This is a genomic window from Streptomyces sp. P9-2 (assembly GCF_051903975.1).
Taxonomy (GTDB): Bacteria; Actinomycetota; Actinomycetes; order Streptomycetales; family Streptomycetaceae; genus Streptomyces; species Streptomyces cellulosae.
In genome coordinates this window covers 3,955,615-3,979,666 of sequence record NZ_CP192633.1, presented here as the reverse complement: position 1 = coordinate 3,979,666, position 24,052 = coordinate 3,955,615, and the positions used below count along the sequence as shown (strand labels likewise).

General features: G+C 72.3%; 25 protein-coding genes and 7 tRNA genes. 10 read left to right on the top strand and 22 right to left on the bottom strand.

The features are described from left to right. Positions 1 to 58: 58 nt before the first annotated feature. Together ACQY0Z_RS18275 and ACQY0Z_RS18270 are read right to left on the bottom strand one after the other, a co-directional pair. Positions 59 to 1,282, bottom strand: coding sequence for a hypothetical protein (locus tag ACQY0Z_RS18275; RefSeq protein ID WP_439812541.1), 1,224 nt, complete (start codon positions 1,280 to 1,282; stop codon positions 59 to 61). Further along, positions 1,279 to 1,845, bottom strand: a complete 567-nt coding sequence (locus tag ACQY0Z_RS18270) for a DUF4365 domain-containing protein (protein ID WP_019523789.1) — start codon at positions 1,843 to 1,845, stop codon at positions 1,279 to 1,281. The genes ACQY0Z_RS18275 and ACQY0Z_RS18270 overlap by 4 nt, the downstream gene beginning before the upstream one ends. A gap of 169 nt (positions 1,846 to 2,014) precedes the next feature. On the opposite strand from ACQY0Z_RS18270, the gene ACQY0Z_RS18265 reads away from it, so the two are divergent. Further along, positions 2,015 to 2,740: an exonuclease domain-containing protein gene (locus tag ACQY0Z_RS18265; protein WP_189901337.1), complete on the top strand. Its 726-nt coding sequence runs from the start codon at positions 2,015 to 2,017 to the stop codon at positions 2,738 to 2,740. Positions 2,741 to 2,878: 138 nt separating this feature from the next. Here the strand turns inward: ACQY0Z_RS18265 and ACQY0Z_RS18260 are convergent. From ACQY0Z_RS18260 to ACQY0Z_RS18220, 9 genes are all read right to left on the bottom strand, one after another. Beyond that, positions 2,879 to 2,950 (bottom strand) — tRNA-Val (locus tag ACQY0Z_RS18260). Positions 2,951 to 2,989: 39 nt separating this feature from the next. Next, entirely contained in the window at positions 2,990 to 3,439 is a 450-nt protein-coding gene (locus tag ACQY0Z_RS18255) for an SRPBCC family protein (RefSeq protein ID WP_189901339.1), read from the bottom strand. 35 nt (positions 3,440 to 3,474) lie between these two features. Beyond that, a complete protein-coding gene (locus tag ACQY0Z_RS18250) occupies positions 3,475 to 6,210 on the bottom strand; it encodes an exo-rhamnogalacturonan lyase family protein (protein WP_439812540.1) in 2,736 nt (911 codons plus the stop codon). Positions 6,211 to 6,310: 100 nt separating this feature from the next. Next, complete coding sequence (locus tag ACQY0Z_RS18245; RefSeq protein WP_189901343.1) at positions 6,311 to 6,889, bottom strand: hypothetical protein; 579 nt, start codon at positions 6,887 to 6,889, stop codon at positions 6,311 to 6,313. Between the two features lie 11 nt (positions 6,890 to 6,900). Beyond that, on the bottom strand, positions 6,901 to 7,791 hold the full coding sequence (locus tag ACQY0Z_RS18240; protein ID WP_189901345.1) for a carbohydrate ABC transporter permease: 891 nt from the start codon (positions 7,789 to 7,791) through the stop codon (positions 6,901 to 6,903). Next, positions 7,788 to 8,789, bottom strand: a complete 1,002-nt coding sequence (locus ACQY0Z_RS18235; RefSeq protein ID WP_439812539.1) for a carbohydrate ABC transporter permease — start codon at positions 8,787 to 8,789, stop codon at positions 7,788 to 7,790. Before ACQY0Z_RS18235 ends, ACQY0Z_RS18240 begins: the two co-directional genes overlap by 4 nt. Then, positions 8,789 to 10,078, bottom strand: coding sequence for an ABC transporter substrate-binding protein (locus tag ACQY0Z_RS18230; RefSeq protein ID WP_439812538.1), 1,290 nt, complete (start codon positions 10,076 to 10,078; stop codon positions 8,789 to 8,791). The genes ACQY0Z_RS18235 and ACQY0Z_RS18230 overlap by 1 nt, the downstream gene beginning before the upstream one ends. A gap of 357 nt (positions 10,079 to 10,435) precedes the next feature. Beyond that, a tRNA-Val gene (locus ACQY0Z_RS18225) sits at positions 10,436 to 10,507 on the bottom strand. Positions 10,508 to 10,612: 105 nt separating this feature from the next. Next, positions 10,613 to 11,071, bottom strand: coding sequence for a TIGR02611 family protein (locus ACQY0Z_RS18220; RefSeq protein WP_189901350.1), 459 nt, complete (start codon positions 11,069 to 11,071; stop codon positions 10,613 to 10,615). A gap of 191 nt (positions 11,072 to 11,262) precedes the next feature. Between ACQY0Z_RS18220 and ACQY0Z_RS18215 the strand changes: the two genes are divergently transcribed. Together ACQY0Z_RS18215 and ACQY0Z_RS18210 are read left to right on the top strand one after the other, a co-directional pair. Next, complete coding sequence (locus ACQY0Z_RS18215) at positions 11,263 to 11,676, top strand: SsgA family sporulation/cell division regulator (RefSeq protein WP_004002642.1); 414 nt, start codon at positions 11,263 to 11,265, stop codon at positions 11,674 to 11,676. 476 nt (positions 11,677 to 12,152) lie between these two features. Next, positions 12,153 to 12,713, top strand: a complete 561-nt coding sequence (locus tag ACQY0Z_RS18210; RefSeq protein ID WP_189901352.1) for a CGNR zinc finger domain-containing protein — start codon at positions 12,153 to 12,155, stop codon at positions 12,711 to 12,713. A gap of 84 nt (positions 12,714 to 12,797) precedes the next feature. Here ACQY0Z_RS18210 and ACQY0Z_RS18205 read toward each other — a convergent pair whose 3' ends face one another. Both ACQY0Z_RS18205 and ACQY0Z_RS18200 read right to left on the bottom strand, forming a co-directional pair. Then, the gene (locus ACQY0Z_RS18205; RefSeq protein ID WP_019523797.1) at positions 12,798 to 12,950 is read right to left on the bottom strand and encodes a hypothetical protein; all 153 of its coding nucleotides are present in this window, start codon (positions 12,948 to 12,950) and stop codon (positions 12,798 to 12,800) included. Positions 12,951 to 13,058: 108 nt separating this feature from the next. Continuing rightward, the gene (locus ACQY0Z_RS18200; RefSeq protein ID WP_381727453.1) at positions 13,059 to 13,505 is read right to left on the bottom strand and encodes a hypothetical protein; all 447 of its coding nucleotides are present in this window, start codon (positions 13,503 to 13,505) and stop codon (positions 13,059 to 13,061) included. Between the two features lie 217 nt (positions 13,506 to 13,722). Between ACQY0Z_RS18200 and ACQY0Z_RS18195 the strand changes: the two genes are divergently transcribed. Further along, positions 13,723 to 14,238 carry a DsbA family protein gene (locus ACQY0Z_RS18195; RefSeq protein ID WP_439812537.1) on the top strand — a complete coding sequence of 172 codons (516 nt, stop codon included), beginning with the start codon at positions 13,723 to 13,725 and terminating at the stop codon, positions 14,236 to 14,238. Positions 14,239 to 14,265: 27 nt separating this feature from the next. Here the strand turns inward: ACQY0Z_RS18195 and ACQY0Z_RS18190 are convergent, their stop codons facing one another. The 3 genes from ACQY0Z_RS18190 to ACQY0Z_RS18180 are packed head-to-tail and all read right to left on the bottom strand — an operon-like array spanning position 14,266 to position 17,013. Then, positions 14,266 to 15,090, bottom strand: coding sequence for a GNAT family N-acetyltransferase (locus ACQY0Z_RS18190; protein ID WP_254587261.1), 825 nt, complete (start codon positions 15,088 to 15,090; stop codon positions 14,266 to 14,268). 52 nt (positions 15,091 to 15,142) lie between these two features. After that, positions 15,143 to 15,964, bottom strand: a complete 822-nt coding sequence (locus ACQY0Z_RS18185) for an aminotransferase class IV (RefSeq protein ID WP_189901359.1) — start codon at positions 15,962 to 15,964, stop codon at positions 15,143 to 15,145. Further along, the gene (locus tag ACQY0Z_RS18180) at positions 15,961 to 17,013 is read right to left on the bottom strand and encodes a chorismate-binding protein (protein WP_189901361.1); all 1,053 of its coding nucleotides are present in this window, start codon (positions 17,011 to 17,013) and stop codon (positions 15,961 to 15,963) included. Before ACQY0Z_RS18180 ends, ACQY0Z_RS18185 begins: the two co-directional genes overlap by 4 nt. A 153-nt stretch (positions 17,014 to 17,166) precedes the next feature. Between ACQY0Z_RS18180 and ACQY0Z_RS18175 the strand changes: the two genes are divergently transcribed. The 5 genes from ACQY0Z_RS18175 (at position 17,167) to ACQY0Z_RS18155 (ending at position 17,650) form a co-directional block, all read left to right on the top strand. After that, positions 17,167 to 17,239, top strand: a tRNA-Gly gene (locus tag ACQY0Z_RS18175). Between the two features lie 37 nt (positions 17,240 to 17,276). Continuing rightward, positions 17,277 to 17,350: transfer RNA gene (locus tag ACQY0Z_RS18170), tRNA-Cys, on the top strand. Between the two features lies 1 nt (position 17,351). Beyond that, positions 17,352 to 17,423: transfer RNA gene (locus tag ACQY0Z_RS18165), tRNA-Val, on the top strand. Between the two features lie 40 nt (positions 17,424 to 17,463). Next, positions 17,464 to 17,535 (top strand) — tRNA-Val (locus tag ACQY0Z_RS18160). Positions 17,536 to 17,578: 43 nt separating this feature from the next. Beyond that, positions 17,579 to 17,650, top strand: a tRNA-Val gene (locus tag ACQY0Z_RS18155). A gap of 49 nt (positions 17,651 to 17,699) precedes the next feature. Here ACQY0Z_RS18155 and ACQY0Z_RS18150 read toward each other — a convergent pair. The 4 genes from ACQY0Z_RS18150 to ACQY0Z_RS18135 form a co-directional block, all read right to left on the bottom strand. Then, positions 17,700 to 17,996, bottom strand: a complete 297-nt coding sequence (locus ACQY0Z_RS18150; protein WP_189901364.1) for a zf-TFIIB domain-containing protein — start codon at positions 17,994 to 17,996, stop codon at positions 17,700 to 17,702. Positions 17,997 to 18,097: 101 nt separating this feature from the next. Then, entirely contained in the window at positions 18,098 to 19,024 is a 927-nt protein-coding gene (locus ACQY0Z_RS18145) for a phosphotransferase family protein (protein ID WP_439812536.1), read from the bottom strand. Between the two features lie 424 nt (positions 19,025 to 19,448). Beyond that, a complete protein-coding gene (locus ACQY0Z_RS18140; protein WP_019527115.1) occupies positions 19,449 to 19,628 on the bottom strand; it encodes a hypothetical protein in 180 nt (59 codons plus the stop codon). Positions 19,629 to 19,826: 198 nt separating this feature from the next. Beyond that, positions 19,827 to 20,102, bottom strand: a complete 276-nt coding sequence (locus tag ACQY0Z_RS18135; protein ID WP_093768330.1) for a hypothetical protein — start codon at positions 20,100 to 20,102, stop codon at positions 19,827 to 19,829. A 204-nt stretch (positions 20,103 to 20,306) separates the two neighbouring features. Here ACQY0Z_RS18135 and ACQY0Z_RS18130 point away from each other — a divergent pair, with 204 nt between their 5' ends. After that, entirely contained in the window at positions 20,307 to 21,581 is a 1,275-nt protein-coding gene (locus ACQY0Z_RS18130; RefSeq protein WP_189901367.1) for a serine/threonine-protein kinase, read from the top strand. Positions 21,582 to 21,806: 225 nt separating this feature from the next. Here ACQY0Z_RS18130 and ACQY0Z_RS18125 read toward each other — a convergent pair whose 3' ends face one another. Together ACQY0Z_RS18125 and ACQY0Z_RS18120 are read right to left on the bottom strand one after the other, a co-directional pair. Further along, positions 21,807 to 23,114, bottom strand: coding sequence for an eCIS core domain-containing protein (locus tag ACQY0Z_RS18125; protein WP_439812535.1), 1,308 nt, complete (start codon positions 23,112 to 23,114; stop codon positions 21,807 to 21,809). Positions 23,115 to 23,232: 118 nt separating this feature from the next. Beyond that, positions 23,233 to 24,051: a TrmH family RNA methyltransferase gene (locus tag ACQY0Z_RS18120; RefSeq protein ID WP_381727448.1), complete on the bottom strand. Its 819-nt coding sequence runs from the start codon at positions 24,049 to 24,051 to the stop codon at positions 23,233 to 23,235. Position 24,052: the final 1 nt, after the last annotated feature.

Here is a 24,052-nt window from a genome sequence, read left to right as displayed (position 1 = left end):
CATACCGGAGCGCACGCATGGGTGCGATCGTACCGACCCGGGACCGGTGCAGGCGAAATCAGCCGTCGCAGGACGGGCCGAAGGCCTCCCCGAAGTCGTCCGCGCTCTCCTGGATCGCCTTGAGCAGCCGGTCGCGTTCGGCCTCGTCGACCTGGACCGGCGCGACCTGCCGGACCTCGGTGAGGCGCCGGAACCCGCCGCGTCCGGCCAGACGGCCGCGCATCCGCACCGGCAGCCCCATGAGGTGGGCGTGTCCGGCGATCCGGTAGTCCTCCTCGCCGAGCGTGACCCTGAGGTGCCCGACCTCGGCGCCCGCCAGCACCCGCAGCCGCACCATGCCCTCGCCCCGGGGCTGCGACCGGTACATCCGCACGACCGCCCCGGTGACCGTGACGGTGACGGAGGGCTCCGCGCGCTGGCAGCGGCGGCCGGCCTCCAGCAGGGCGGGCAGGTCGCCGGGCGAGAACTCGACGGGTCCGGCGGCCGCGCACCCCTCGGGCACCCCGGCCGCCGGGGCCCAGTCCACGCCGACCCGGGCGCCCTCGGTGTCCCGGACCAGGACGACGAGGGCCTCGGTGAGCTCGTGGCTGACGCCCGCGCCGACGGCGCCGGCGAAGGCGTCCATGGAGCCGGTGGCCCGCCGGTGGTCGACGGCCTCGCGGGCGGCGTGCAGGGCGTGGAAGAGGCACACGGCGAGCGGGCGGCCGGTGGCGACGGGCACGAAGGCGGTGAGGCCGCGGCCGTCCGGCGCGGGGCCCACCAGCACGCCGTCCAGGGCGGCGGCGGCCGGGCGGCGGTGGCGGGCGCCGTGGTAGCCGGCGCGGGCGCGGGTGGCGAGCGCGGCGGCGAGCAGGGTGCGGCGGGCGGCGGTCCTGAGCTGTTCCTCCGCGGCCCAGGGGACGGCATCGCCGGGGCCTGGCGGCAGGTCGCGGGACCAGCGGATCTCGTCGCTGGGCACGGCGAGGGCGAGCAGGATCTCGCGGGCGGAGGGCGTGCCGCTGCGGGACAGCGCGTCCAGGGCCTCGGCGAGCAGGTCCTCGCTGTCGGGGAAGGTCCGGCCGGCCGGCACGAGCAGGCTGGTGCCGGTGCCCGGCCCGGGCGGGGCCCAGCGGCCGTAGCGTCCGGGGGCGCCGCCGCGCCGCTCCCAGCCGTGCCGGCGGAGCAGGGCGGTGAGCACGGCGGGGTCGGCGCCGGATGCCTCGGGCGGCGGTGCGTCGGGGAAGGCGTCGGCGGGGTGCGGGCGTACGGGCCGGGCGGGTTCGCCGGTGGGGCGGTGGGTCATGGTCTGCCTCCCCTGCCGACCCGCGTCATGATCTCGCACAGCGCCCGGTCGTCGAAGATGCGTGAGGTGGGGATCCGTACGGTGGTGCGGCGGCGGCCGGTGACGGGGTGTCCGGCGAGGTTGACCCAGTAGCAGCAGTGGCGCAGGTCGAGCCGGTCGTGTCCGGCGCGCAGCCAGTCGTCCTGGGAGCGCGGCAGGATCATCACGACGAGGATCTTGTGCACGGTGACCGGGGTGCGGGCGAGCTTCTCCAGATGGGCGTTGTCCAGGGTGAAGGAGAAGGAACGTCCCCGGGGGTGCGGGGCGATCTGCGAGGTGGCCTTGAGCTGCACCTTGATGGTGACCTCGTCGTCGACGAGGTGGCCTGGGGCGCTGTGACTGACGTGCCAGTCGATGCCGTTGTCCGGGAAGGGCTGGGACAGCGAGCAGCCGGCCGCCGCGGCGACGGCGTGGAGGTAGCCGACCTGCAGGGTCTCCATGCAGGCGGTGGTGGCGAGGGTGCCGCGAGCGGCAGGTGTGCGCTCCGGCAGCAGCCCGCCCCGTTCGGGCTGCGCGATGGCCATGACCAACAGCCTTCCAGAACAGTCGAAATCCCATGCGCGGGTCGCTGAACTGCAAAGACCCGTACTCCTGTTGTCTCCTCCCGGCGTAGTGCGCAAACAGGGCGGGTATCACCGGTCCGAGCAGTGGACGGCACGTCAACTGCTGGTGGTGAGCGAGGGGTTGGTGGGTATGACGTGCTGGTACGAAGGGCCGCTGGCCGCCTTCGACACGGAGACCACGGGTGTGGACGTCGAGACCGACCGGATCGTGTCGGCCGCCCTCGTCGTCCAGGACGCTCCGGGCACCCGGCCGCGGGTGACGCGCTGGCTGGTGAATCCGGGCGTGCCGGTGCCGGCCGCGGCGACCGAGGTGCACGGGCTGACGGAGGAGCATCTGCAGCGCAACGGCCGCTGGCCGGCGCCGGTGATGTACGAGGTGGCGCAGGCGCTGGCGGAGCAGGCGGCGGTGGGCCGGCCGGTGGTGGTGATGAACGCGCCGTTCGATCTGACGCTGCTGGACCGGGAGTTGCGCCGGCACCGGGCGTCGTCGCTGAACCGCTGGTTCGAGCGGTCACCGCTGCTGGTGCTGGATCCGCGGGTGCTGGACAAGCATCTGGACCGCTACCGCAAGGGCCGCCGCACGCTGGCCGACCTGTGCGCGCACTACGAGGTGGAACTGGAGGAGGCGCACGACGCCGCGGCGGACGCGGTGGCCGCGCTGGAGGTGACGCGTGCGGTGGGCCGCCGGTTCGCGTCCCGCCTCGAGCGGCTGTCCCCCGGTGAGCTGCACACCCTGCAGGCGGTGTGGCACGCGGCACAGGCGCGGGGCCTGCAGGCGTGGTTCGCGCGCACGGGCACGGAGGAGATCGTCGACCCGGCCTGGCCGCTCCGCCCGGACCTGCCGGCGGCGGCGTGACCTTGCGTCTCCGGCCCACGAAGACACCGTGGGCGGGGGTGCGGGTGGCGAAGCCCCCACAACGCGCGGCGAAGCCGCGCAAAACCGAAGAGAGCGACGTGGTCCGTCTTTGACGGACACACGTCGCTCTCCCGAGCGTGGGCGATACTGGGTTCGAACCAGTGACCTCTTCGGTGTGAACGAAGCGCTCTCCCACTGAGCTAATCGCCCGGGAACGCACTGAACAATACAGGGGTCAGGACGCTTCGTTCAAACCGCTTGAAGGTGCGCCTCCAGTCCGCGCCGCCCCGCCCGCAGCATCAGCGCGTGGTTGGCGCGGAAGAGCGGCCGGCCGGGCACGGCGAGCAGCCGCAGCAGCCGCGCCCGGACGTCGACCTCCTGCTCGTAGTGGGCGGCGCAGCCGTGGGCGCCGAGATCGGTGACGGTCCACCGCGCCCAGCCGTCGATGTCGCCGGACAGCCCTGCCTCCAGCACGCCGTTCTCCCGGTCCCGCCGCCCCTCCCGCAGGGTGAAGGTGAGGTCGTACGGGAGGACGGAGCGGATCGTGACGATGCCGGTGGTGTCGTCGAGGCGGGCGACCTCCCGCACCTGCGGCCACCACCGGGGGTAGTCCTCGATCCGCTCCAGCGCGCCGTACACGGTCGCGGCGGGCGCGGACAGCGTCCACACGGTGCGGAAGCGGTAATGGTTCCTGTCCATGTACGGAGTGTGCCCGCCCGCGCCCTCGTCGTGCGTCACGGCATGCGGTCCCCCAGCAGGGCGAGGTTCTCGATGGCGGCGAGTCCGTAGAGCGCGGTGTCGTTGGTGGAGACCCAGGAAGCCTCGCTGCCGGCGACCAGGGCGCTGGGGCCGCTCACCTTCTCGGTCTTCCAGGGCGCGGACTCCTTGTAGCCGTCGGAGTCGTAGAACTTGGCCCACGCCCGCTTCGCCAGCGCCTCGTCGCCGGTGCGGACGGCGGCGTAGGCGTCGAGGCGGGAGTGGCCCTGGAAGAGGATCAGGCTGCCGAAGTCGGAGCCGTAGCGGGCGGCCTGTTCGGCCTTGGTGGCGTTGAAGTAGCGGCAGTAGTCGTAGTACGCCTCCTCGAACTCGGGCATGTCGACGAGGTCGATCAGTTCGGCGCACAGTTCGTTGAGGCCGAAGACGGCGGACAGGTGGGAGACCTCCACCTTCGGGGTGTCGGCGACGGCGAACCGGCCGGTGTCGAGGTCGTACAGACCGCTGCCCTGGACGAAGCCGTTGGGCTGGGCGGCGATGGTCTCCATGGTGGAGAGCACGCGCGCCCGGGCCTTCTGCCACTTGGGGCCCTTGCGTTCCCACTCGGTGAGCCAGGCCGAGACCAGGCCGCTCCAGTCGGTGCCGAAGCCGATGGACAGGGCATTGCGGTCGGGGGTGTAGGGCTCGGTGCGGATCTTGCGGAGCGGGTCGAGGGCGAGGAAGGTCTCGTCGCTGTCGACGTTGGCGTGCATGAGGTCGCCGGTGCGTTCGTCGGCGGTGAGGAAGTAGTAGAAGCGCCGGTAGGTGGTGTTGGCGATGCGCTGCTGCTTGGCGCTGTCGGCGTAGTGCTGGACGCCGTGGCGGGTGCCGAGTCCGGCCCATTCGCCGAGGTGGTAGACGTCGACCTCGCCGGTGTGGCGGGTCATGGCCTCGGCGAAGCGGAAGATGTCGGCGCGTCCCGAGCGCAGGTAGGCGTACCAGAGCCACAGGTCGGGCGAGAGTTCGCTGTTGTCCCAGGCGTAGCCGCCGACGTCGTAGCGCCATTGGTGCCGGACGGTGTCGTAGGTGTGCATGATGTCGCCGTAGTCCCAGAAGCCGTACCAGCGGCGCTGCTCCACCTGGTCCTTGTAGTAGGTGAAGAGGAAGTCGAGGTGGTCCTCGATCTTCTGCTTGGCGGGGGTGGAGCGGTCGGGTTCGGCGAAGAGGCCCTTGCCGAAGACGCCGGCGGTGACGAGCTGCCGGGGCGGCGCGGTGAGCTGCGGCAGCACGCGTACGGCGCGGGCGCGGGCGGCGAGCCGCCCGGCGTCCGGGGTGGCGGCCTCGGCCCAGAACAGCAGCTCGGAGGTGCGGGCGATGCCGTAGGGGGTGCCGAAGCCGGGCTCGTAGTCCTCGTAGGTGATGTTGAGGCCCTCGAGCTGCTCGGGGAAGGTGTCCTGGCCCATGCCGTCGTGGTAGAAGCGCAGGTCCATGGGCTGCGCCTCGGGCGACCAGAGCCAGAGCGTGACCTCGGCGGTGTCGGTGTGGGCGTCGCGGACGTCGAGCTGGGCCGGGTGCTTCTCCCAGAAGTCGCGCAGCCCGAAGGAGAGGCCGCCGCTGACGCCGCCGACGTAGCCGAAGCCGGAGGCGCGCCGTCCGCCGCCGGCGCCGATCCAGCCGTGGCCCTTCGTGGTGCGCTTGCGGACGGTGAAGCCGTCGGCGGAGAGCTGGGAGAGGGTGTGGTCGCCCCATTCGGGGATGTACTGCAGCCGGCTGGTGACGCGCTGGTCCCAGGTGGTCGGGTCGGGCAGCTTGCGGCCCTCGAACTGGGCCTCCTGCACGGCGATGCCGGGGTCGCGGCGCAGCCCGGTGATGCCCTTGACCGCCTCCCGGAGCATCCCCTCCCCCTCGCCGCCGAGCCGGACGTGCCGGTCGTACGTCGCGTCGCGCAGCGGGACGGAGAAGCGGACGCCGATGCCGCGGACGAAGTCGCCCCTGGCCCGGCCGGGTTCCTGCTTCCCGTCGTAGGTGACGGTGTGCACCATGCGGAAGGACTCGGCGCCCGCGTAGAAGTAGAGGCGTACGGAGAAGGGCAGCAGGGTGTCGCGGCCCTTGCGGTGGGTGCCGTCGACGCGGACGACCGCCCGGACGGGGCCGTCCTGTTCGACGGCGACGCCGGAGACGGTGCCGTCGAACGGCTCGGTGCGGACGGTGGTGCGGTCGCCGTCCTCGATCTCGGGCTGGCGCAGCACGACGAGTCGTCCGTCGCGGGCGATCTCGGTGGAGCCGCGGGTGACGGAGCGGACCAGGATGTCGCCGCCGGTGGCGATCCGGGCGGTGACGACGCCGGTGGAGACGGTGACGGTGGCGCCGCGCCGGGTGACGGTGACCTTCTTGTCGGGCGCGGCGGGCGTGCCGGCCTTCAGGGTGAGCCGGCCGGTGCCCGAACTGACGGCGTGGGCGGTCCACTTGAGGGAGCCGTCGGGCCAGTAGGCGAGCGGCCAGGTCTGCACGGGGACGTCGTTGCCGTCGGCGTCGGTCACGGCGAAGGCGCGGTCCTGCGGGTGGGCGCCGCGGGGCCAGGGGACGCCGACGGTGGAGCCGGGGGCGGCGCCCAGGCCGCCCTCCTCCAGCCAGTCCAGGGTCACCGGGTCGGCGCCGCCGGGCGCGGCTGCGGGCGCCGCGGAAGCTTCCCTCGCACCGAGGGTCCAGCCGGCCTGGGTGGCTGCTGCGGCGACGGCGGTGGCCTTGATGAGGGTTCTGCGGGGGATGGGGGACATGGCCCGTCCTTTCCATGCTGCGGAGACGCACACTGATGTCAGGGGCATGACAGAAAAAGGTGCGGCGCCGAAGCGCCCACCCCGGTGGGGGCACCGCCCGTCAGCGGTGCCGGTGACGCTCCTCCACGGCGACGGCGGCCGCCGTGACGGCCCCCAGCACGGGGACCGCGAGGGGGGTGCTGAACCAGGCGGAGCAGACCACGACGGCCAGCCCGCCGATGAGCAGGAAGGATCCGGCGGGGTCACGGACCGTGTGCCGCCCGGCCCGCGCCATCAGCGTTCGCCAGGACACTCCGGGCCGCCACAGCGCCGCCGCCCGCAGCAGCGCGGCCGCCGCCCCGATGAGCGCCAGCACCCCGACGGCCCCGACCAGCGGACCGCCCGGCAGACCGGCCCGTACGGCCCGCAGGTCGGTCCATACGACGGCGACGGCCGCCCATCCGGCGAGCCCGACGGCCCAGCCGCCGCGCACCGCCGTCCGGAGGTCGGCCGTGAACTCCCGCCATCCGCCCTGCTCGTGGGCCAGATGGCGGCGCAGGTGCCGGGCCCCCGCCGCGAGCGCGGCGGGGTAGGTGACCAGCGGCAGCGCGGCCAGCGTGATCCAGACGCCGGTCAGCAGGCACTCGGCGAAGAGCGCGAACCTCCCCCAGGCCCTCGATTCCGTGCGTGCCAGGGACATCGTCAGCTCACTCAGCCCTTCAGTCCGGAGGTCGCCATGCCGTCGATGAGATGGCGCTGGAAGGCGAGGAAGAAGGCCAGCACGGGCAGCAGCGCGACCAGGGACATGGCGATCATGCCGCCGTAGTTGGCGAGTCCCTCCTGGTCGACGAACATCTTCAGCCCGAGGGAGACCGTGTACTTCCCGGGCTCGTTGAGGTAGATCAGCGGGCCCATGAAGTCGTTCCAGGCGTTGATGAAGGTGAAGATGGCGCTGGTGATCAGCGCCGGCCGGCACAGCGGCAGCACGATCGACCAGTAGATGCGCAGATGCCCGCAGCCGTCGAGCCGCGCCGCCTCGTCCAGTTCCCGCGGCAGATTCCGCATGAACTGCACCATCAGGAAGACGAAGAACGCCTCCGTGGCCAGGTACTTCCCCAGCAGCAGCGGGGTGTACGTGTTGATCATGTCGAGGTTGCGGAACAGCACGTACTGCGGGATCAGCAGCACGTGGTACGGGAGCAGCAGCGTGCCGATCATCAGCGTGAAGAGCAGATTGCGGCCAACGAACCGGATCTTGGCGAAGGCGTACGCGGTGAGCGAGCAGGAGATCAGGATGCCGATCACCGAACCCACCGCGAGGAACAGCGAGTTGAGGAAGAAGGTGGAGATCGAGATGTCGGCGATGCCGTCGGTGAGGCTGGTGTAGTTGGACACGATCGGGTCGGCCGGGAACAGGTCCAGACTGCCGACGATGTCCTCGCTCCGCTTGAACGACCCGCCGACGACCCACACCACCGGGTAGAGGATCACCGCGAGGAGCGCCAGCGCCCCGATGTGCCAGGCGAGCGAGCCGGGCAGCCGGCGCCGCAGGGCGCCCCTGGTCTTCGGGGCGCGCGTGATGTCGGTGGCCTGTGCGGTCATCGGCCGCCCTCCTCGTAGTGCACCCAGCGCTTCTGGGACCAGAACAGCACCGCCGTGACCAGGGCGACCGCGACCAGCAGCATCCACGCCATGGCGGAGGCGAGGCCCATCCGGCTGTTCTCGAAGCCCTGGACGTACAGATAGCAGGTGTAGACCATGGAGCCGTCCGCCGGACCGCAGGCGTTGCCGCCCGCGCCGCCGCCGACGATGTAGGCGGAGCTGAAGATCTGGAACGAGTGGATCGTCTCCAGCAGGACGTTGAAGAACAGCACCGGCGAGATCATCGGCAGGGTGATGTTCCAGAACTGCCGCAGCCTGCCGGCCCCGTCGACGTCGGCCGCCTCGTACAGCTCCCGCGGCACCTGCTTCAGCCCGGCCAGGAAGATGACCATCGGCGCGCCGAACTGCCAGACGGTCAGGGCGACCAGGCTGTAGATGATGAGGTCCGGATCGCCGGTCCAGCCGCCCGCGTCGATACCGAAGGCCTTCTGCGTCCGGTCGACGACGGCGTCGTCCGAGAAGATCGCCTTCCAGACGATGGCGACGGAGACGCTGGCCCCGATCAGCGACGGCGCGTAGAAGGCGGCCCGGTAGAAGGCCTGCCCGCGCCGCTTCTGCGCGAGCAGCAGGGCGACGCCGAGCGCCACGAGCAGCTTGACGGGCGTGCCGACGACGACGTACCAGAGGGTGACGCGCACCGAGTGGCGCCAGCGCGGGTCGCCGAACATCTCGGAGAAGTTGTCCAGGCCGATCCAGCGCGGGGCGTCGAACAGGTTGTAGTCGGTGAACGCGAAGTAGAGCGAGGCGGCCATCGGGCCCGCCGTCAGCAGCAGGAACCCGGCGATCCACGGGGACATGAAGAGATAGCCGGCCAGGTTCTCCCGGCGGCCCCGCCGCTTGATTCCGGCGGGACGCGGGGGCGTGTCCGGACCGTGCCGCGGCCCGGGGTCCTTCGCCCGGACCTCCGTCGCGGGGGCGTGTGTCACGGCGGTTCCCATCAGCTGCTGAGGGCGGTCTTCGACTCGTTGAAGAACTGCTCGACGGCGTCGGACACCGACCGCTTGCCCAGCCCCAGCTCCTCGCCGATGCGCAGGAACGCGGCCTCGCAGATGTCGGCGCCGTTCGGGTGCGGGGTGATGGGCTCCAGCACGCCGGCCTTCACCAGGGACTCCTCGTAGGCGGCGATCGCCTTGTTCACCGGGTCGGTCGGCCGGTACGCCTCGTACTGGGCGGTGGTGGCGGGGACGCCGCGGTCGTAGCCCATGATCGTGGCGACCTCGGGGTCGTGCACCATGAAGTCGATGAACTTGGCGACCTCGACCGGGTGCTGGGTGCGCTTGGAGGCGCTCAGCATCAGCGAACCGAGGTACTGGCCGGTCCGCTTGCCGTCGGTGGTGGGGACGGGCGCGAGACCGTACTCGCTCCTGCCCTCGGAGGTGTAGCGGACGGTGAAGTTGTCCCAGGTGAACTCGGAGCCCGCGAGTTCGGCGGAGAGCGCCGACTTGGGCTTGATCTGGGCGACCTTCTTGGGGTCGGCGAAGAGACCGGACCGCACGCCCTTCTCGGCCTTCGTCCACCACTGGGTCAGATCAGCCTCGGTGAAACCGAGACCGTCCTCGGTGAAGAACGCCTTGCCGTTCTGACGCAGGTACAGGTCGTAGAGGTACATGACGCCGTACATGCCGCTGTCGCCGGCGCGGCCCGTGCGGTCGCGCACCCGGGCCATCGCCTCGTCGAAGTCGTCCCAGGTCCAGCCCATTTCGGGGGTGATGCCGGCACGGGCGTAGACGGGCTTGTCGATGACGAGGGCCATCGAGTTGGAGCCCACGGGAACGCCGAGGAGCTTGCCGTCGATCTCGCCGAACGCGTCGAGGCCCGCCCGGAATCCCTCCATGCGCAGGTTGCCTGCCTTCACCTGCTCCTTGAGGTCCAGGAGCACATTCTTCGCATCGTATTTACGGAGGAATCCGATGGCATTCTGGAAGACGTCCGGCGGATTCCCGCCGGAGGCCTGCGTGTTGAACTTCTTCCAGAAATCGGTGTACGGCTGGAAGTCGGTCTTGACCTTGATCTTCGGGTACTTCTTCTCGAAGAGATCGATGGTCTTGTTGATGCGCTGCGCCCGGTCCTCGGCGCCCCACCACGCATAACGGATCGTCACCGTTCCGTCCCCGGAACCGCTTCCGCCACCGCAGGCGGTCGCCGTCGCACCGAGCCCCGTGACGGCGAGCGAGGCCCCCGCCGCTTTGAGGACCGTCCGCCTCTCCACACCCTTGCCCTGCTGCATACGAGCCTCCCCGCGACGGTCCCGGCCGCCTCATGAATCGTTTCAAGTAAGCGCTTGCTGGCACAAGGTACGGAGGGCCCGGGGGCGCGTCAATGATTCGGACAGGAATTGATGGCGGGGGCTCGCGGGGGCCGTCCGGCGGGGGCGACCGGGGATCGCGCCGGGCGGGACGGAAAGCGGCAGGTCTCCGGCGTCGCGGCCGACGGGTCGAACGGGGTGGCGGCTGCCGTGGCGGGGCGCCGGGGAGGTCACGGTTGGGTGAAGCGCCGGCCAAGCGGAACGAGGCGGAGGCGGGCCGTCCCTGGAACGACGAAGCGGCCCGGCTCACTGTTGGTGAGCCGGGCCGCTTGATCCCGGTGGGCGATACTGGGTTCGAACCAGTGACCTCTTCGGTGTGAACGAAGCGCTCTCCCACTGAGCTAATCGCCCGGGCGCAGGAAGAACATTACCCCATGTCAGGGGGTGGCTGTGACCAGCCCCGGCGGCGGGCGGCCGTGGCCGACGGGGGCCGGGCGGACCGGCCCCCGGACCGTGTCACTGGTCCTTGATCTTCCAGGGCATCTGCAGGCCGAACTTCCACAGGTAGAAGCCGGCCAGCGCGGCCACGATCACCAGGCCGACCGACGTCAGGATGATGTTGCGGCGGCGGACCCGCGGGTCCAGCGCCTTCTGGGCCGCCTCGGTGACCTTGCGCTTGGTCCAGCGCAGCACCAGCTGGGCCCAGACGAACTCGGTCGCCCAGATCGCCATGCCGCCGAAGATCACGACCCATCCCGGGCCGGGCAGCGGCAGCATGATCACGCCGGCCACCACCACGGCCAGACCGACGACGAAGACCCCGACCTGCCAGCTCAGATGCAGCGCACGCCGCGCCTTGACGAACTCGGGCGCCCTCGACCCGAGTCCCCGTTCGTCCCGACGCTCGCTCTCGTCCACCGTCACCCCGTGGGCCGCGGTCACGGCCTCGCCGGACTCGTTACTCCCCGTGTTCATGCAGCCCAACACTACCCGAGCGAATGACATCACCGGAATGGACGCAGGGCGCGAACGATCTCTCGGCCGGAAGAGTTACGTAATCCCACGCAAAACACTCAGAGGGGTTTACAACGGCACCGTAGGTGGCATGTCGATTTCGCCGACGTGCGAATCCCCGAGCGCACACTGAGCGAAAGGCCCTGGCGCTTATGAACACCACGGTCAGCTGCGAGCTGCACCTGCGCCTCGTTGTGTCGAGCGAGTCCTCCCTGCCTGTCCCCGCAGGCCTGCGGTACGACACGGCCGACCCCTACGCCGTGCACGCCACCTTCCACACCGGAGCCGAGGAAACCGTCGAGTGGGTGTTCGCCCGCGACCTCCTCGCCGAGGGACTTCACCGCCCCACGGGCACCGGCGACGTCCGCGTCTGGCCGTCGCGCAGTCATGGTCAGGGCGTCGTGTGCATCGCCCTGAGCTCTCCGGAGGGGGAAGCCCTGCTCGAGGCCCCGGCACGGGCTCTGGAGTCCTTCCTGAAGCGCACAGACGCCGCTGTGCCTCCCGGCACGGAGCACCGGCACTTCGATCTCGATCAGGAGCTGTCGCACATCCTGGCGGAGAGCTAGCGCGCCGCGCTCCGCCGTGAAGTTGTTCGGCGCCGTCGACTCGGGGTGACGGCGCCGGCCTGGACAGTCGATGCAGGGGCGTCGGCCCGCGGGGTTTTTGCCGTGGGCCGACGCCCGTGTGTTCGTGCGGGGGGTTCGGTGTGAGTGTGGGCGCGTAGGGGGTGGGGGCTGGGATTCGTTGGCGACTGCGGGCCGTCGGGGGCTGGTCGTGCAGTTTCCCGCGCCCGTCAGGGGCGCTTCCCTGGGGCTGGTCGCGCAGTTCCCCGCGCCCCTCAGGGGCGCTTCCCTGAGGCACGGGCACGGCGCGGCCCCTCAGGCCTCCCCCGCAGCCGTGTCCCGGACGGGAACCCTTGGGGGTCGCTCCGCGTTGGAATCGAAGCCGTGTGCGGAGCGGGGAGGTGCTCGGTGAGGTCGAGCCACTACCATCGGCCAGCATCGGCGGGCGCCCGCCCGACCCCCAGGCCAGGGAGCGAATCGTGCTGATCACCCATGACACCCGGTGCGCGCTGGACACCGTGGTGGATCTGGTGAACACCGCACCGGAGGACGACGCGACTCCGGACGGGCTGGCGGACGTCGCCGCCCTCGAGGCGTTCGTGCGGGACCACAAGGTCAGCGAGGTCGGGGTGCTCACCGAGTTCGACCTGGCGGCGGTGCGCACGATCCGCGGCCGGTTCGCCGCGGTGTTCGCCGCTCCCGACGCCCGCAGCGCCGCCACGATGATCAACGAGCTGATCGCGGCCGCCGGCACCACGCCCCGGCTCACCGACCACGACGGCTACGACTGGCACGTGCACTACTTCGCCCCGGGCGCCTCCGTGGCCGACCACCTGGCCGCCGACTGCGGGATGGCTCTGGCGTTCTTCGTGGTCGCCGGTGAGCAGGAGCGTCTGCGCCGCTGCGAGGCGCCGGACTGCCGGCACGCCTTCGTCGACCTGTCCCGCAACCGCTCGCGCCGCTACTGCGACAGCCGCACCTGCGGCAACCGGCTGCACGTCGCCGCCTACCGGGCACGCCGCAAGGAGGCGGCGGGCTGATCCGCCCTTCCTGTCACGGACGGTGACGGGAGATACCGGGCCGACGCGGTCCCGACGGGTGACGCCGGGAACCGCGGGTACGGCTCACAGCCACAGCAGGTCGTGCAAGGCGGCCGTGAGCAGCAGACACCCGATCACCGCAAGGAAGATCATCAGCGGTGGCTGGGATAGGGCGAAGAGGCATCCGCGCGGCTCGTCCTGCTGCGGCGCGGCATCGCTCTGTGTCGTGTCCAGCATCTCGCCGCGATGATGACGCATCGGACGGGCCGGACGCGATCAACACCCAGGGAAAACATCCGCGCACACGGAAAGCGCGGTCTACCGGTCAGGGCGTGATCACTTCGGTCAGATTCCGTGCTTCTTGAGGATGGCCTCGATGTCGCTGAAGTCGTCGTCGCCCTGCGCGGCCGGCTTCTGCCGGGGCGCGGGGCTCTGCGTGCGGGCGGACTGTCCCAGGGCGGGCGCGGAGGCGCCGGGCGAGGTGGCGGCGGGGGCGGCCGCCTCCCGGGCCGCCTTGCGTTCCTTGCGGGTGCCGCCGCGCCGGCGCTCCACCGTGCGGGTCGTGGCGAACATCAGCCAGGACAGGCCCAGCACGCCGAAGCCCGCCCACGCGACGGGACTGAAAGCGGTGTCCGCGAGCCACTCGACGACGCCGGTCATCACCAGGCCGAGCGGCACCAGCGCGTACGCGGCGATACGGGTCGCCGTGAGGTAGCGCTTGCGGTAGGCCGTGACCACCGCGATGCCCAGGCCTGCCGCGGCGACGGCGGAGCAGACGGTCTCGGCAATCATCCGGTCCTCCAGGGCAGCGTGCGTGCGGTCACGACGGGCTTGGCCTCCGTCCCTTCCATCCTGCACCCACGGCGCTCCGGGCGGCCATGGTCCGGGCGGACATCAGGGACATCTCCGGGTCCCCGCTCCTCCGCAGGTGCCGGTCGGCGCATCTCGGTGATCCGGGGCTCCGGGCCGGATTGGGTGGTGCCGGGGCGCTGCTGGAAGACTGTCGGCCATGAGTGACTCCTCCCCCGCCGCCCCCGTCCTCGACGTGTGGTGCGAGCTGCAGTGTCCCGACTGCCGGACCGCCCTGGACGACCTCCGCGCCCTGCGGGCCCGGTACGGCGACCGGCTGGACGTCCGGCTGCGGCACTTCCCGCTGGAGAAGCACAAGCACGCCTTCGCCGCCGCCCAGGCCGCCGAGGAGGCATGGGAGCAGGGGCGGGGCTGGGAGTACGCGGAGGCCGTGCTCGGCCGGGTCGAGGAGCTGGAGCGCCGGGGCGAGGGCGTCCTGGTCGAGGTCGCCCGGGAGCTGGGCCTCGACGCCGACGAGGTCGACACCGCGCTGATCGACGGCCGGCACATCCTGGTGGTCGACGCCGACCAGGCCGAGGGCAAGGCGATCGGCGTGACCGGCACGCCGACGTACGTCATCGGCGGGGAGCGGCTCGACGGCGGCAAGAGCCAGGAGGGGCTGCGCGGGCGGATCGAGGAGATCGCGGACCGGCTGCTGGCCGGCCAGGACGCCTGACCTGCACGTCCCGTCCTCCCCCGGCGGCTACACCAGCGGCTTGTACAGCGAGTACCGGGTCGTGGTGTAGCCGAGCGAGTCGTAGAGCCGCTCGGCCGGGGTGTTGTCCGCGAAGACGTTGAGGCCTATGGTCCGGTTGCCCGCGGCGGCGGCCTGGCCCTCGGCGAGCAGCATGAGGCTGCGTCCGTGGCCCCGGCCCCGGTGGGCGGGCCGGGTCTCCACGTCGAAGACGAACGCGCGCTCCCCGCGCACCGCGAGCCACAGCGTGCCGACGACCGCGCCCTCGTGTTCGAGGACGCTGAGGAGCATGTCCTCCGTGACGAGGCCGTCGGGCAGCAACGCCGCCTGGTCGGCGGCGGCCTTGGCCAGCGCCTCCGTCTCCGGCACCCCGCGCCGCGTCCAGTCCCGCGCGTACGCGGCGGAGCTCTCGGCATGCCAGGTGACGTACTCCTCCTCGGTCATGGGCCGTGCGCGGGTGCCGTCCGGCAGGGCGGGCGGGGTGGCGCCGAGGGGTTTCTCCATGTTCCGGTTGCGGACGACGTAGCCGAGGGCCGTGGCGAGGGCGAGGGCGGCGCCCGGTTCGGCGGGGACGGTGACCTCGACGCGGCGGCAGCCCCAGCCGCGCGCCACCTCCTCCGCCGCGAGGGCGGCCACCGTGCCCCGGCCGCGCCGGCGGTCGGGTTCGTCTATGCGCAGGCTGACGATCCTCGCCACGGCGTCGCCGAAGACGGGGTCCGTGCCGAGGTGCACCTCCCCCACGGGACGGCTGTTCACGCAGACGTGGAAGCGACGCGAACGCGTCCCGTCGGGGTTCCGCTGGAGCGGCTCGGCCGGCCGCAGGGTGGTGGTCATCACGGCTGTTCTACCCCGCAGCGGCCCCGTCTTCAGCCGGTTTTCCGGTCCCTCACGGGTCGATGTCCGCCGCGGACCGCTCGTCGAAGATCCGCATGGCCTTGGCCGTCACCGGGCCGGGCGCGGCGGACAGTTCGCGGTCGTCGACGCGGTGCACGGCCTGCACGTCGCGCAGGGTGGAGGTGAGGAAGATCTCGTCGGCCTCGCGCAGGACGTCCAACGGCAGGTCGGTCTCCTTGGCCCCGGTCCACTCGGCGACCAGCCGGCGGGTGATGCCCGCGAGGCAGCCGGAGTGGAGCGGCGGGGTGTGGATCTCGCCGTCGAGGACGACGAAGACGTTGGACCCGGTGCCCTCGCAGAGCTGTCCGACGGTGTTGCCGAACAGCGCCTCGGTGGCGCCGTGTTCGTGCGCGCGGGCGAGGGCGACGACGTTCTCGGCGTACGAGGTGGTCTTCAGGCCGGTGAGCGCGCCGCGCTCGTTGCGGGTCCAGGGCACGGTGACGACGGCCGTGGTGTCCGGGCGGCGGGTGGTCTCCCCGAGGGCGACGACGAGGGTCGGGCCCTTGTCGCCGCGGTCGGAGCCGAGCGGGCCGTGTCCGCCGGTGTAGGTGAGGCGCAGCCGGCCGAGCGGCGCGGGGTTGGCCTCGAGGACGGCGGCACAGGCGCGGCGGACCTCGTCGAGGTCGGGGTCGGGCAGTCCGAGGCCCCGGGCCGATCGGGTCAGCCGGTCGAGATGCCGGGTGAGGGCGAACGGCCGGCCGTCCACGGCCTTCACCGTCTCGAAGATGCCGTCGCCCACGGTCAGTCCGTGGTCGAAGACGGAGACGCGGGCGGAGTCGGAGTCCCGCAGCGCGCCGTCGAGCCAGATCTTCACGTCTGGATCCTTTCGCTCACCTGGTACGTCCCCGACGCTACCGCGAGCAGCCGGGAAGCCTTCAGTTCGGTCTCCCGCCACTCCCCCTCGGGGTCGGAACCCCAGGTGATCCCGGCGCCGGTGCCGAAACGGAGCACGGCCGGACCGTCCGCGTCCCGGTCGATCCAGAAGGTGCGGATGCCGACGGCGAGCACGCCGGTGCCGCGGTCGGCGTCGACCCAGCCGATCCCGCCGCAGTACGGGCCGCGCGGGGCGGTCTCCAGGGCGTCGATGATCCGCAGCGCGCTGGACTTGGGGGCCCCGGTGACGGAGCCGGGCGGGAAGGCGGCGCGCAGCAGCCCGGGCCAGCCCTCGCCGTCGCGCAGCTCGCCGCGGACCGTGGAGACGAGGTGGACCAGGCCGGGGTGCTTCTCGACGGCGCACAGGTCGGGCACGGTGACGGTGCCGGTGGCGCAGACCTGTCCGATGTCGTTGCGGACCAGGTCGACGATCATGACGTTCTCGGCGTAGTCCTTCTCCAGCAGGTCCGCCTCGGTCCGCCCGGTGCCCTTGATCGGCCCGGACTCGACGACCCGCCCGTCCCGGCGGAGGAACAGCTCCGGCGAGGCGGTGGCGATCTCCACGCCGTGCCGCGGAAGCCGAATCGTTCCTGCGTAGGGCGCCGGGTTGCCGCGAGCCAGCAGGGCGGTGAGGGCGTCCACGTCGGCGTCCGGGGGCACCGGCGCGGACAGGACGCGGCAGAGGTTCGCCTGGTAGACCTCGCCCGCCGCGATGTGGTCGCGGATGCGGCGCACGCCCGCCGTGTACGCGGCGCGGTCGAGGGAGGACGTCCAGTCGCCGGCCACCGGTCCGCGCCAGGCGCCCGGGGCGGGCGGCGGCACCGGCTCGGTGCGGACGTCCCGGAACCGGGCGCAGGTCAGACGCCCCTCGAAGTCGGCGGCGACGGCCCAGAAGCCCGAGGAGTCCAGGGCGGCGGGGTCGTCGGTGACGTCGGCGAGGCCGGTGGCGACGCGGTCACCGAAGCGCGCGAGAGGTGGCAGGTCGTGCACGCCACGAGTCTATGGCGGGGGCGGACGGGTGACGTGGCCACGCCCGTGAGCAGCCGCAGCGCAGCACGCTGCGCAAACGGGTTTTTGTACTGGCCCCGGAATCCGCTAGAGTTCAGTTCGTCGCCGGGACGCGGAAGCGGACCGAAACGACAGGCGGACGTAGCTCAGTTGGAAGAGCGCAACCTTGCCAAGGTTGAGGTCGCGAGTTCGAGCCTCGTCGTCCGCTCGAAGGAAGAGGGGGCTTCCCGGTCCCCTACACTCCTGGTGGAGTGGCCGAGAGGCGAGGCAACGGCCTGCAAAGCCGTCTACACGGGTTCAAATCCCGTCTCCACCTCCAAGGACGATTAGCTCAGCGGGAGAGCGCTTCCCTGACACGGAAGAGGTCACTGGTTCAATCCCAGTATCGTCCACTGGATCTCCGGATCCTGGATCTGCGAAGATCCGAACCCCGCGCGATTAGCTCAGCGGGAGAGCGCTTCCCTGACACGGAAGAGGTCACTGGTTCAATCCCAGTATCGCGCACGCAGTGCCCATGATCCGCTCCGTGGAGTGGTCGTGGTCCCGAGGACGATTAGCTCAGCGGGAGAGCGCTTCCCTGACACGGAAGAGGTCACTGGTTCAATCCCAGTATCGTCCACACGGCTCGAAGCCCCCGGTCCCGCGACTGGGGGCTTCGTCGTGCGTCCTCAGCTGGAGAAGAGCATGTGGCCGAAGCTCTTGTGACGGCGGTGACCGCCGTAGTGGCCGCCGTGGTGGCCGCCCTGCGGCGCTCCCCACGCCGGGGCCTGCGGGGCCGCGGCCGGGTAGGCCTGGGGCGCGGCCGGCGGGGGCGGTGCGGGCTGCGACCACTGGGACTCGAGCCGGGTCAGCGCCTCCAGCTCGCCGTAGTCGAGGAAGATCCCCCGGCACCCGCTGCACTGCTCGATCTGGACACCGTTGCGGTTGTACGTGTGCATCGGGGCACGGCACTTCGGACACTGCATGGTCGGGTCAACTCCTCGCCGGTCGTACCTGCTTCGCGTATCAGCTGGACAGACTCTGTCCGGCTGTGGGCCGGTTGCACCCTACGTCGGGGAAATTCGTCTCAGTCCGCCGGGGCGGCGGCCGGCACGGACCGCATGCGGGCGCAGGCGTCGACCAGCCACTCCTCCACCTCGTCCAGCGCCCGGCCCGCCTCGGCCGCCTTGGTGACGGCGCGGGCGGCGGTCTGCGCGGTGAGCGCGCGGGCCGGGACGTCCAGCACAGGCCAGGGGTCGCCGTCGGCCGGTACGGCGGGACCGCCGGCGGCGCGGTAGGCGGTGAGGAAGCGGTGCCAGGCGTCGGTGTCGAGCATCCCCACCGCGTACCAGGCGGCGGGGCGGGCCAGGTCCCAGACCGGCGGGCCCGCGCCGAGGTCGTCCACGTCGATCAGCAGCCAGGGGCTTCCCGGTGCGGGGTCGCGTACGAGCTGGCCGAGGTGGAAGTCGCCGTGGCAGAGGCGTGCGGGTCCCGGCGCGGGCGCCTCGCCGCGGGCCCACGGCGGGAGGTCCGCCCACGCGTCCAGCACGGGGGCGGCGGCCGGGTGGGGCGGGGCGAGGTCCCGGAGGAGCGCGACGGCGCGGGCGGCCTTCTCGGGTCCGCGCATGGGAGGGACGGCCCCGGGGAGCGGGGTGCGGTGCAGGCGGGCGAGGAGGACGCCCGCCTCCTCCCAGGGGGCGGCGTCCGGGTCGTCCGGGTCCACGGGCGTGCCGTAAGGCCAGTACGTGACCGGGCGGCCGTACAGCTCGGCCGGGGCCGGGGTGAGCGGAGGCAGCAGGATGCCGGGGAGGCGGGCGGCGACGGCGGTGCGCACGGCGAGCGCGGCGGTGTCCGTGTCCGGGGCGTGCGCCTTGGCCACGGCGGCGCCGTGCCGGACGACGGTGGTGTCCTCACGGTGGGCGAGGGTGCCCGCGACGCAGGAGCAGACGGGGTCGCGGGAGTGGGCCGCCTCCGCGGCACGGGCGGACAGGGCGGGGAGGAGGTCCTCGGTCACGGGAGGAGGCTACGCGGGGCGGACGGGCGGCCTGGCGGGCGCGGGTGGAAGACGGGCGTCCCAGCGGGGGACGGTGCAAGTCGGGCGTCCACGCAGGCGCCGGCGAAGAAGGAGCGTCCCAGGCAGGCACCGGTGCAGGACGGACATCCACGCCGACGCCGGCGAAGGACGGGCGTCCCAGGCAGGCACCGGTGCAGGACGGGCGTCCCAGGCAGGCACCGGTGCAGGACGGACATCCACGCCGGCGCCGGTCAGGGACAGGCGTCCTCACGGGTGCCGGCCGAAGACGCCCGGGGAAAAGCAATGCCGGCGCAGCTCCCCAGCTGCGCCGGCATCTTGCCGTCCGCCGCACCCCCGTCCCCACGGGGTTTCATGGGTGGATGTCCCCGCCCGGACCGCTCTTCCGGGCCTGGGGTCGCCTAAGTCAGCGCCCCAGCATCTCGCCCACGGACGACGCCTGTGTGGTCACCAGCTCCCACCCGTCGAAGACGAGGAGGAGCAGGACCGCCAGGGGCAGGGCCATGAGCGTCGCCACCAGCGGGTGCCGGCGGCCCTCGCCGCGATCCCGCGTGCGGAGCAGTGTCCGCGGTGCCGTGTAGGCCATGGCCCCTTCTCCTGACCGTTTCTGTTGTCTTTGGCAGCGGCGGGCGTCCGACCTCGGGGGACGAGTGCTGCACCCGCCGCTCGACATCGAATCTAGGGGTTTCCGGCTTCCCGCACGTCATGCCCTCGTACCGATCGGTGGGCCTCCCCGAGGATGAGCGGGGCGGCGCGCCGTACTCCCCTGGGTGGAGACGGCGTCCTACGCCTCGGGGACATCCCCGAGGGGACGGCCGCCGCGGCCCGCTCCCTCCGAGGTGTCCTGGCGCGGGACGGGCTGCTCCACCAGGGCCAGCACCCGGTTCGCCATGAAACGCGCCGTCCGCACCACAGCACCGGTTCGGGTGACTTCGCTCACTTCGACCACCCCTCGTCGCACCGCCGTCTCGACCCTGCGGCCCGCCCGCGAGGCCACCACCTCGTACGTCCGTGTCGTGTCCCCCGCGTCCACGACGATCTCGACCCGGTCACCCTTCACGCGATCAATCCCCCTCCCGCGTCGCGTGGTTGGGACGGGGCGGGTCCGCCCCGGCGTGAACCCGGCCTGTTCACGCCCTCCCTGACCACTCTTCAAGTCTCCCACCGGCCACTGACAATCCGTCGAGCGGAGAGGGCGCGGCCTCTGCGCACGGACGGCTGTGGAAACGTAAGCTGTGGCACGTCACAGGACCGGGCAGCGGGGATGAACATGGCGATGATGCGCCTGAGGCGCGAGGACCCGCGCGTCGTCGGCTCTTTCAGGCTTCACCGACGGCTCGGCGCGGGCGGGATGGGCGTGGTCTATCTGGGCTCCGACAAGAAGGGGCAGCGGGTCGCGCTGAAGGTCATCCGCCCCGATCTCGCGGAGGACCAGGAGTTCCGCTCACGTTTCGCCCGTGAGGTGTCGGCGGCCCGGCGCATCCGCGGCGGCTGCACGGCCCGGCTGGTCGCCGCCGACCTGGAGGCGGACCGCCCCTGGTTCGCCACCCAGTACGTGCCCGGCCCCTCCCTGCACGACAAGGTCGCCGACGAGGGCCCGCTCAGCGCCGCCGAGGTGGCCGCCGTGGGCGCCGCGCTCTCGGAGGGGCTGGTCGCGGTGCACGAGGCGGGGGTGGTGCACCGGGACCTCAAGCCGTCCAACATCCTGCTGTCCCCGAAGGGGCCGCGGATCATCGACTTCGGCATCGCCTGGGCCACCGGCGCGTCGACGCTCACGCACGTGGGCACGGCCGTCGGCTCGCCCGGCTTCCTCGCGCCCGAGCAGGTGCGCGGTGCGGCGGTCACTCCCGCCACGGACGTGTTCTCGCTGGGCGCCACGCTCGCGTACGCGTCCATGGGTGACTCGCCCTTCGGGCACGGCAGTTCCGAGGTGATGCTGTACCGGGTGGTGCACGAGGAGGCCCAGCTGCAGGGCGTCCCCGACGCGCTGGCCCCGCTGGTGCGGGCCTGTCTGGCGAAGGACCCCGAGGAGCGGCCGAGCACGCTGCAACTGTCGCTGCGGCTGAAGGAGATCGCCGCGCGGGAGGCGCAGGGGCTCGCCGACGTGCGTCCGCCGGCGCCGCGCAGCCCGGATTCCGAGCGGGCGAGTGGGCGGCTCGCCGACGCCTACCCCGACCGTGAGCCGCGCCGCCAGGGCGGCCGGGCCACGCCCCCGCGCGGCGCCTCCGCCTCCCGGAACGGCGGCCCCTCGTCCTCGCGTGGCGGCCGCAGCGTGCCCCCGTCCCGGGGCAACGGCTCCGGGCGGAACGGGGCGCCCCGCCAGGGCACACCGGCCCGCCCCCGCCCGCGTACCGGAACCTCGTCGCGCGGCGGCACCCGCCCGGGCACGGGCGCCCGCCGACCGGCGCCCCGCACCGGCTCAGGCCTGCGTCCGGCGAATCCGCGGCTGCTGAGGCAGCGGCTGTTCGTGTTCGTGGTGGTGACGCTGGTGGTGGCGTTCGGTATCGCGCTGGTGCAGGGGTGCCAGGGGCCGTCCTGAGCGGACGCTCTCGGGCCGGTGCCGGCCCGGTCGCCTCCTCACCCGCCGCCCGGCGCCCCGCACCGGCTCAGGCCTGCGTCCGGCGAATCCGCGGCTGCTGAGGCAGCGGCTGTTCGTGTTCGTGGTGGTGACGCTGGTGGTGGCGTTCGGTATCGCGCTGGTGCAGGGGTGCCAGGGGCCGTCCTGAGCGGACGCTCTCGGGCCGGTGCCGGCCCGGTCGCCTCCTCAGTCGAACGACTTGTCGCCCTCCCAGTGCACGGTCACGACCTCGGGCAGCAGGGCGTTGATCACGACACGCCCGACGTCCGTCTTGAACCGGTCGATGATGCCGGGGATGTCCCCCGGCGGGAACCGGTTCTGCAGCGCCGCCAGGAGCAGCTCCGCCGGTACCCCGGCCTTGTCCGCGAGGGCGCGGGTGTTCGCCGGGTTGTTGCCCCATCCCTTGTCGGCGTTGCTCCGCCCGATGTGGATCGACTCCCCGGCCGTCAGGATCGAGGCGCCGTGCTGCTCGATGCTCGACTGGCTGCCGGCCAGGCGGGCCGTCAGGTGGAAGAGCGAACCCTCTATTTTCACCGAGGACGAACCGCTCCTGCGGTCGACGACCTCGCCACCGGTGTTCAGGACCACGTTGAGGTGGACCGCCAGTACGGCCGTCGTCGTCCCGTCCTGCACCCGCACCTCCAACGGGCGGGAGATGAGGTTCTTGCCACCGTTGTTGCGGGATTCCGGTCCGAACTGGAAGCCGCCGAGGGTGCGGTTGTGGCCGACGACGATGTCGAGCAGCTGATTGCCGTCCACCGTGGCGGAAGCGGTGGCCTGCCCGCCCCTGGCGCGTTGGACGACGGCCCCCCGCTGCGCGGGGGCGTGGCCGCCGGCCACCGTCCCGGATGCCGCGACGGCCGGGGCGTCCGTCGCGCGCTGGACGGGTGACGCCGCCGCTGCCCGGGCGCCGACCTCGGCCGCCTCGCGTTCGGCGTGGTCGTTCTCGTCGGAGACCTTCAGGCCGTTGCCCATGTCGGTGCCGGGGACCGCGCCCCGCCGTTGCTGCACGACGTGGTGCAGCTCGTGGTACAGGGTCTGCGGCTGAGAGACGTCACCGACGATGTCGCTGCCCGAGGTGAAGGCGACGGCGCCCAGGGCGCGGGAGACCTCGATGTCCTTCGGGCCGTCATGAATCCGCACCGCGCTGTAGGTGTCCCTGGGGGTGCCCAGTCTGGCCTCCGCGTCCCGCTGGACCGACGTCGGCAGGGAGCGGCCGGGCGAGCCGAGGACGCTCTTCACCGCCGCGCCGGTCGCCTCCTCGGTGGTCTGCGTCCCGTGCCCGCAGTCGGCGCCGTGCCGGTGCGCCTCCCGTTGCAGGGCGCGTGAGACGGCCCTGTTGCCGGCGGTCCGCTGGAGCGCGGTGACGTCACCCGGCGTGAGACCGGCGCCCCGGGAGAGCAACGCCCGGTCCGGGTCCGCCGACGGGTTCCTGGTGACAGGGACGCGCGGTCTCGTCCCGTCCTGCGCCTTCTCCGAGTCCTGCGCGCGCATGCGACGAAGCCCCTCCGGTGAACGTACGTGGTCCCCACCATGCATACGTCACGGAAGCGCGCGGCCATAAGGACGAAAAGGGCACCGCTGGCTGCCCTTTGGGACGCGCGTGGCCTGCCTACTCCTGCGGTCGCCCCGCCGTCACCGCGTAGAAGGCGACCGCCGCCGCCGCGCCCACGTTGAGGGAGTCCACGCCGTGGGACATCGGGATGCGGACCCAGGTGTCGGCGGCGGCGAGGGCGCGGCGGGACAGGCCTGTGCCTTCCGCGCCCAGCATCAGGGCCACCCGGTCCATGCGGTGCGGGGCCGTCTCGTCGAGGGTGTGGGCGCGTTCGTCCGGGGTGAGGGCGAGGACGGCGAAGCCCAGTTCCTGGACCGTCGTCAGGTCCTTGGGCCACGTTTCCAGGCGGGCGTACGGGACGGAGAAGACGGCGCCCATGGAGACCTTGACGCTGCGGCGGTACAACGGGTCGGCGCAGTCCGGGGAGAGCAGCACCGCGTCCATGCCGAGCGCGGCGGCCGAGCGGAAGATCGCGCCGATGTTGGTGTGGTCGTTGACCGACTCCATGACGACGACGCGGCGGGCCGTGCGGAGCACGTCGGCGGGGTCGGGCAGCGGCCGGCGCTGCATGGAGGCGAGCGCGCCGCGGTGCACGTGGTAGCCGGTGACCTGCTCGGCGAGGGCGGGTTCGACGACGTACACGGGGGCGTCGGAGCGGTCGATGACGTCCTTCATGACGTCGACCCACTTCTGCGACAGCAGCATGGAGCGCATGCCGTAACCCGCGTCGCCCGCCCGCCGGATGACCTTCTCGCCCTCGGCGATGAACAGGCCCTCGGCGGGTTCGCGGCGGCGGCGCAGCTCGACGTCCGTGAGGTTGGTGTAGTCGTGCAGGCGCGGGTCGGCGGGGTCGTCGACGGTGATGATCTCGCCCATC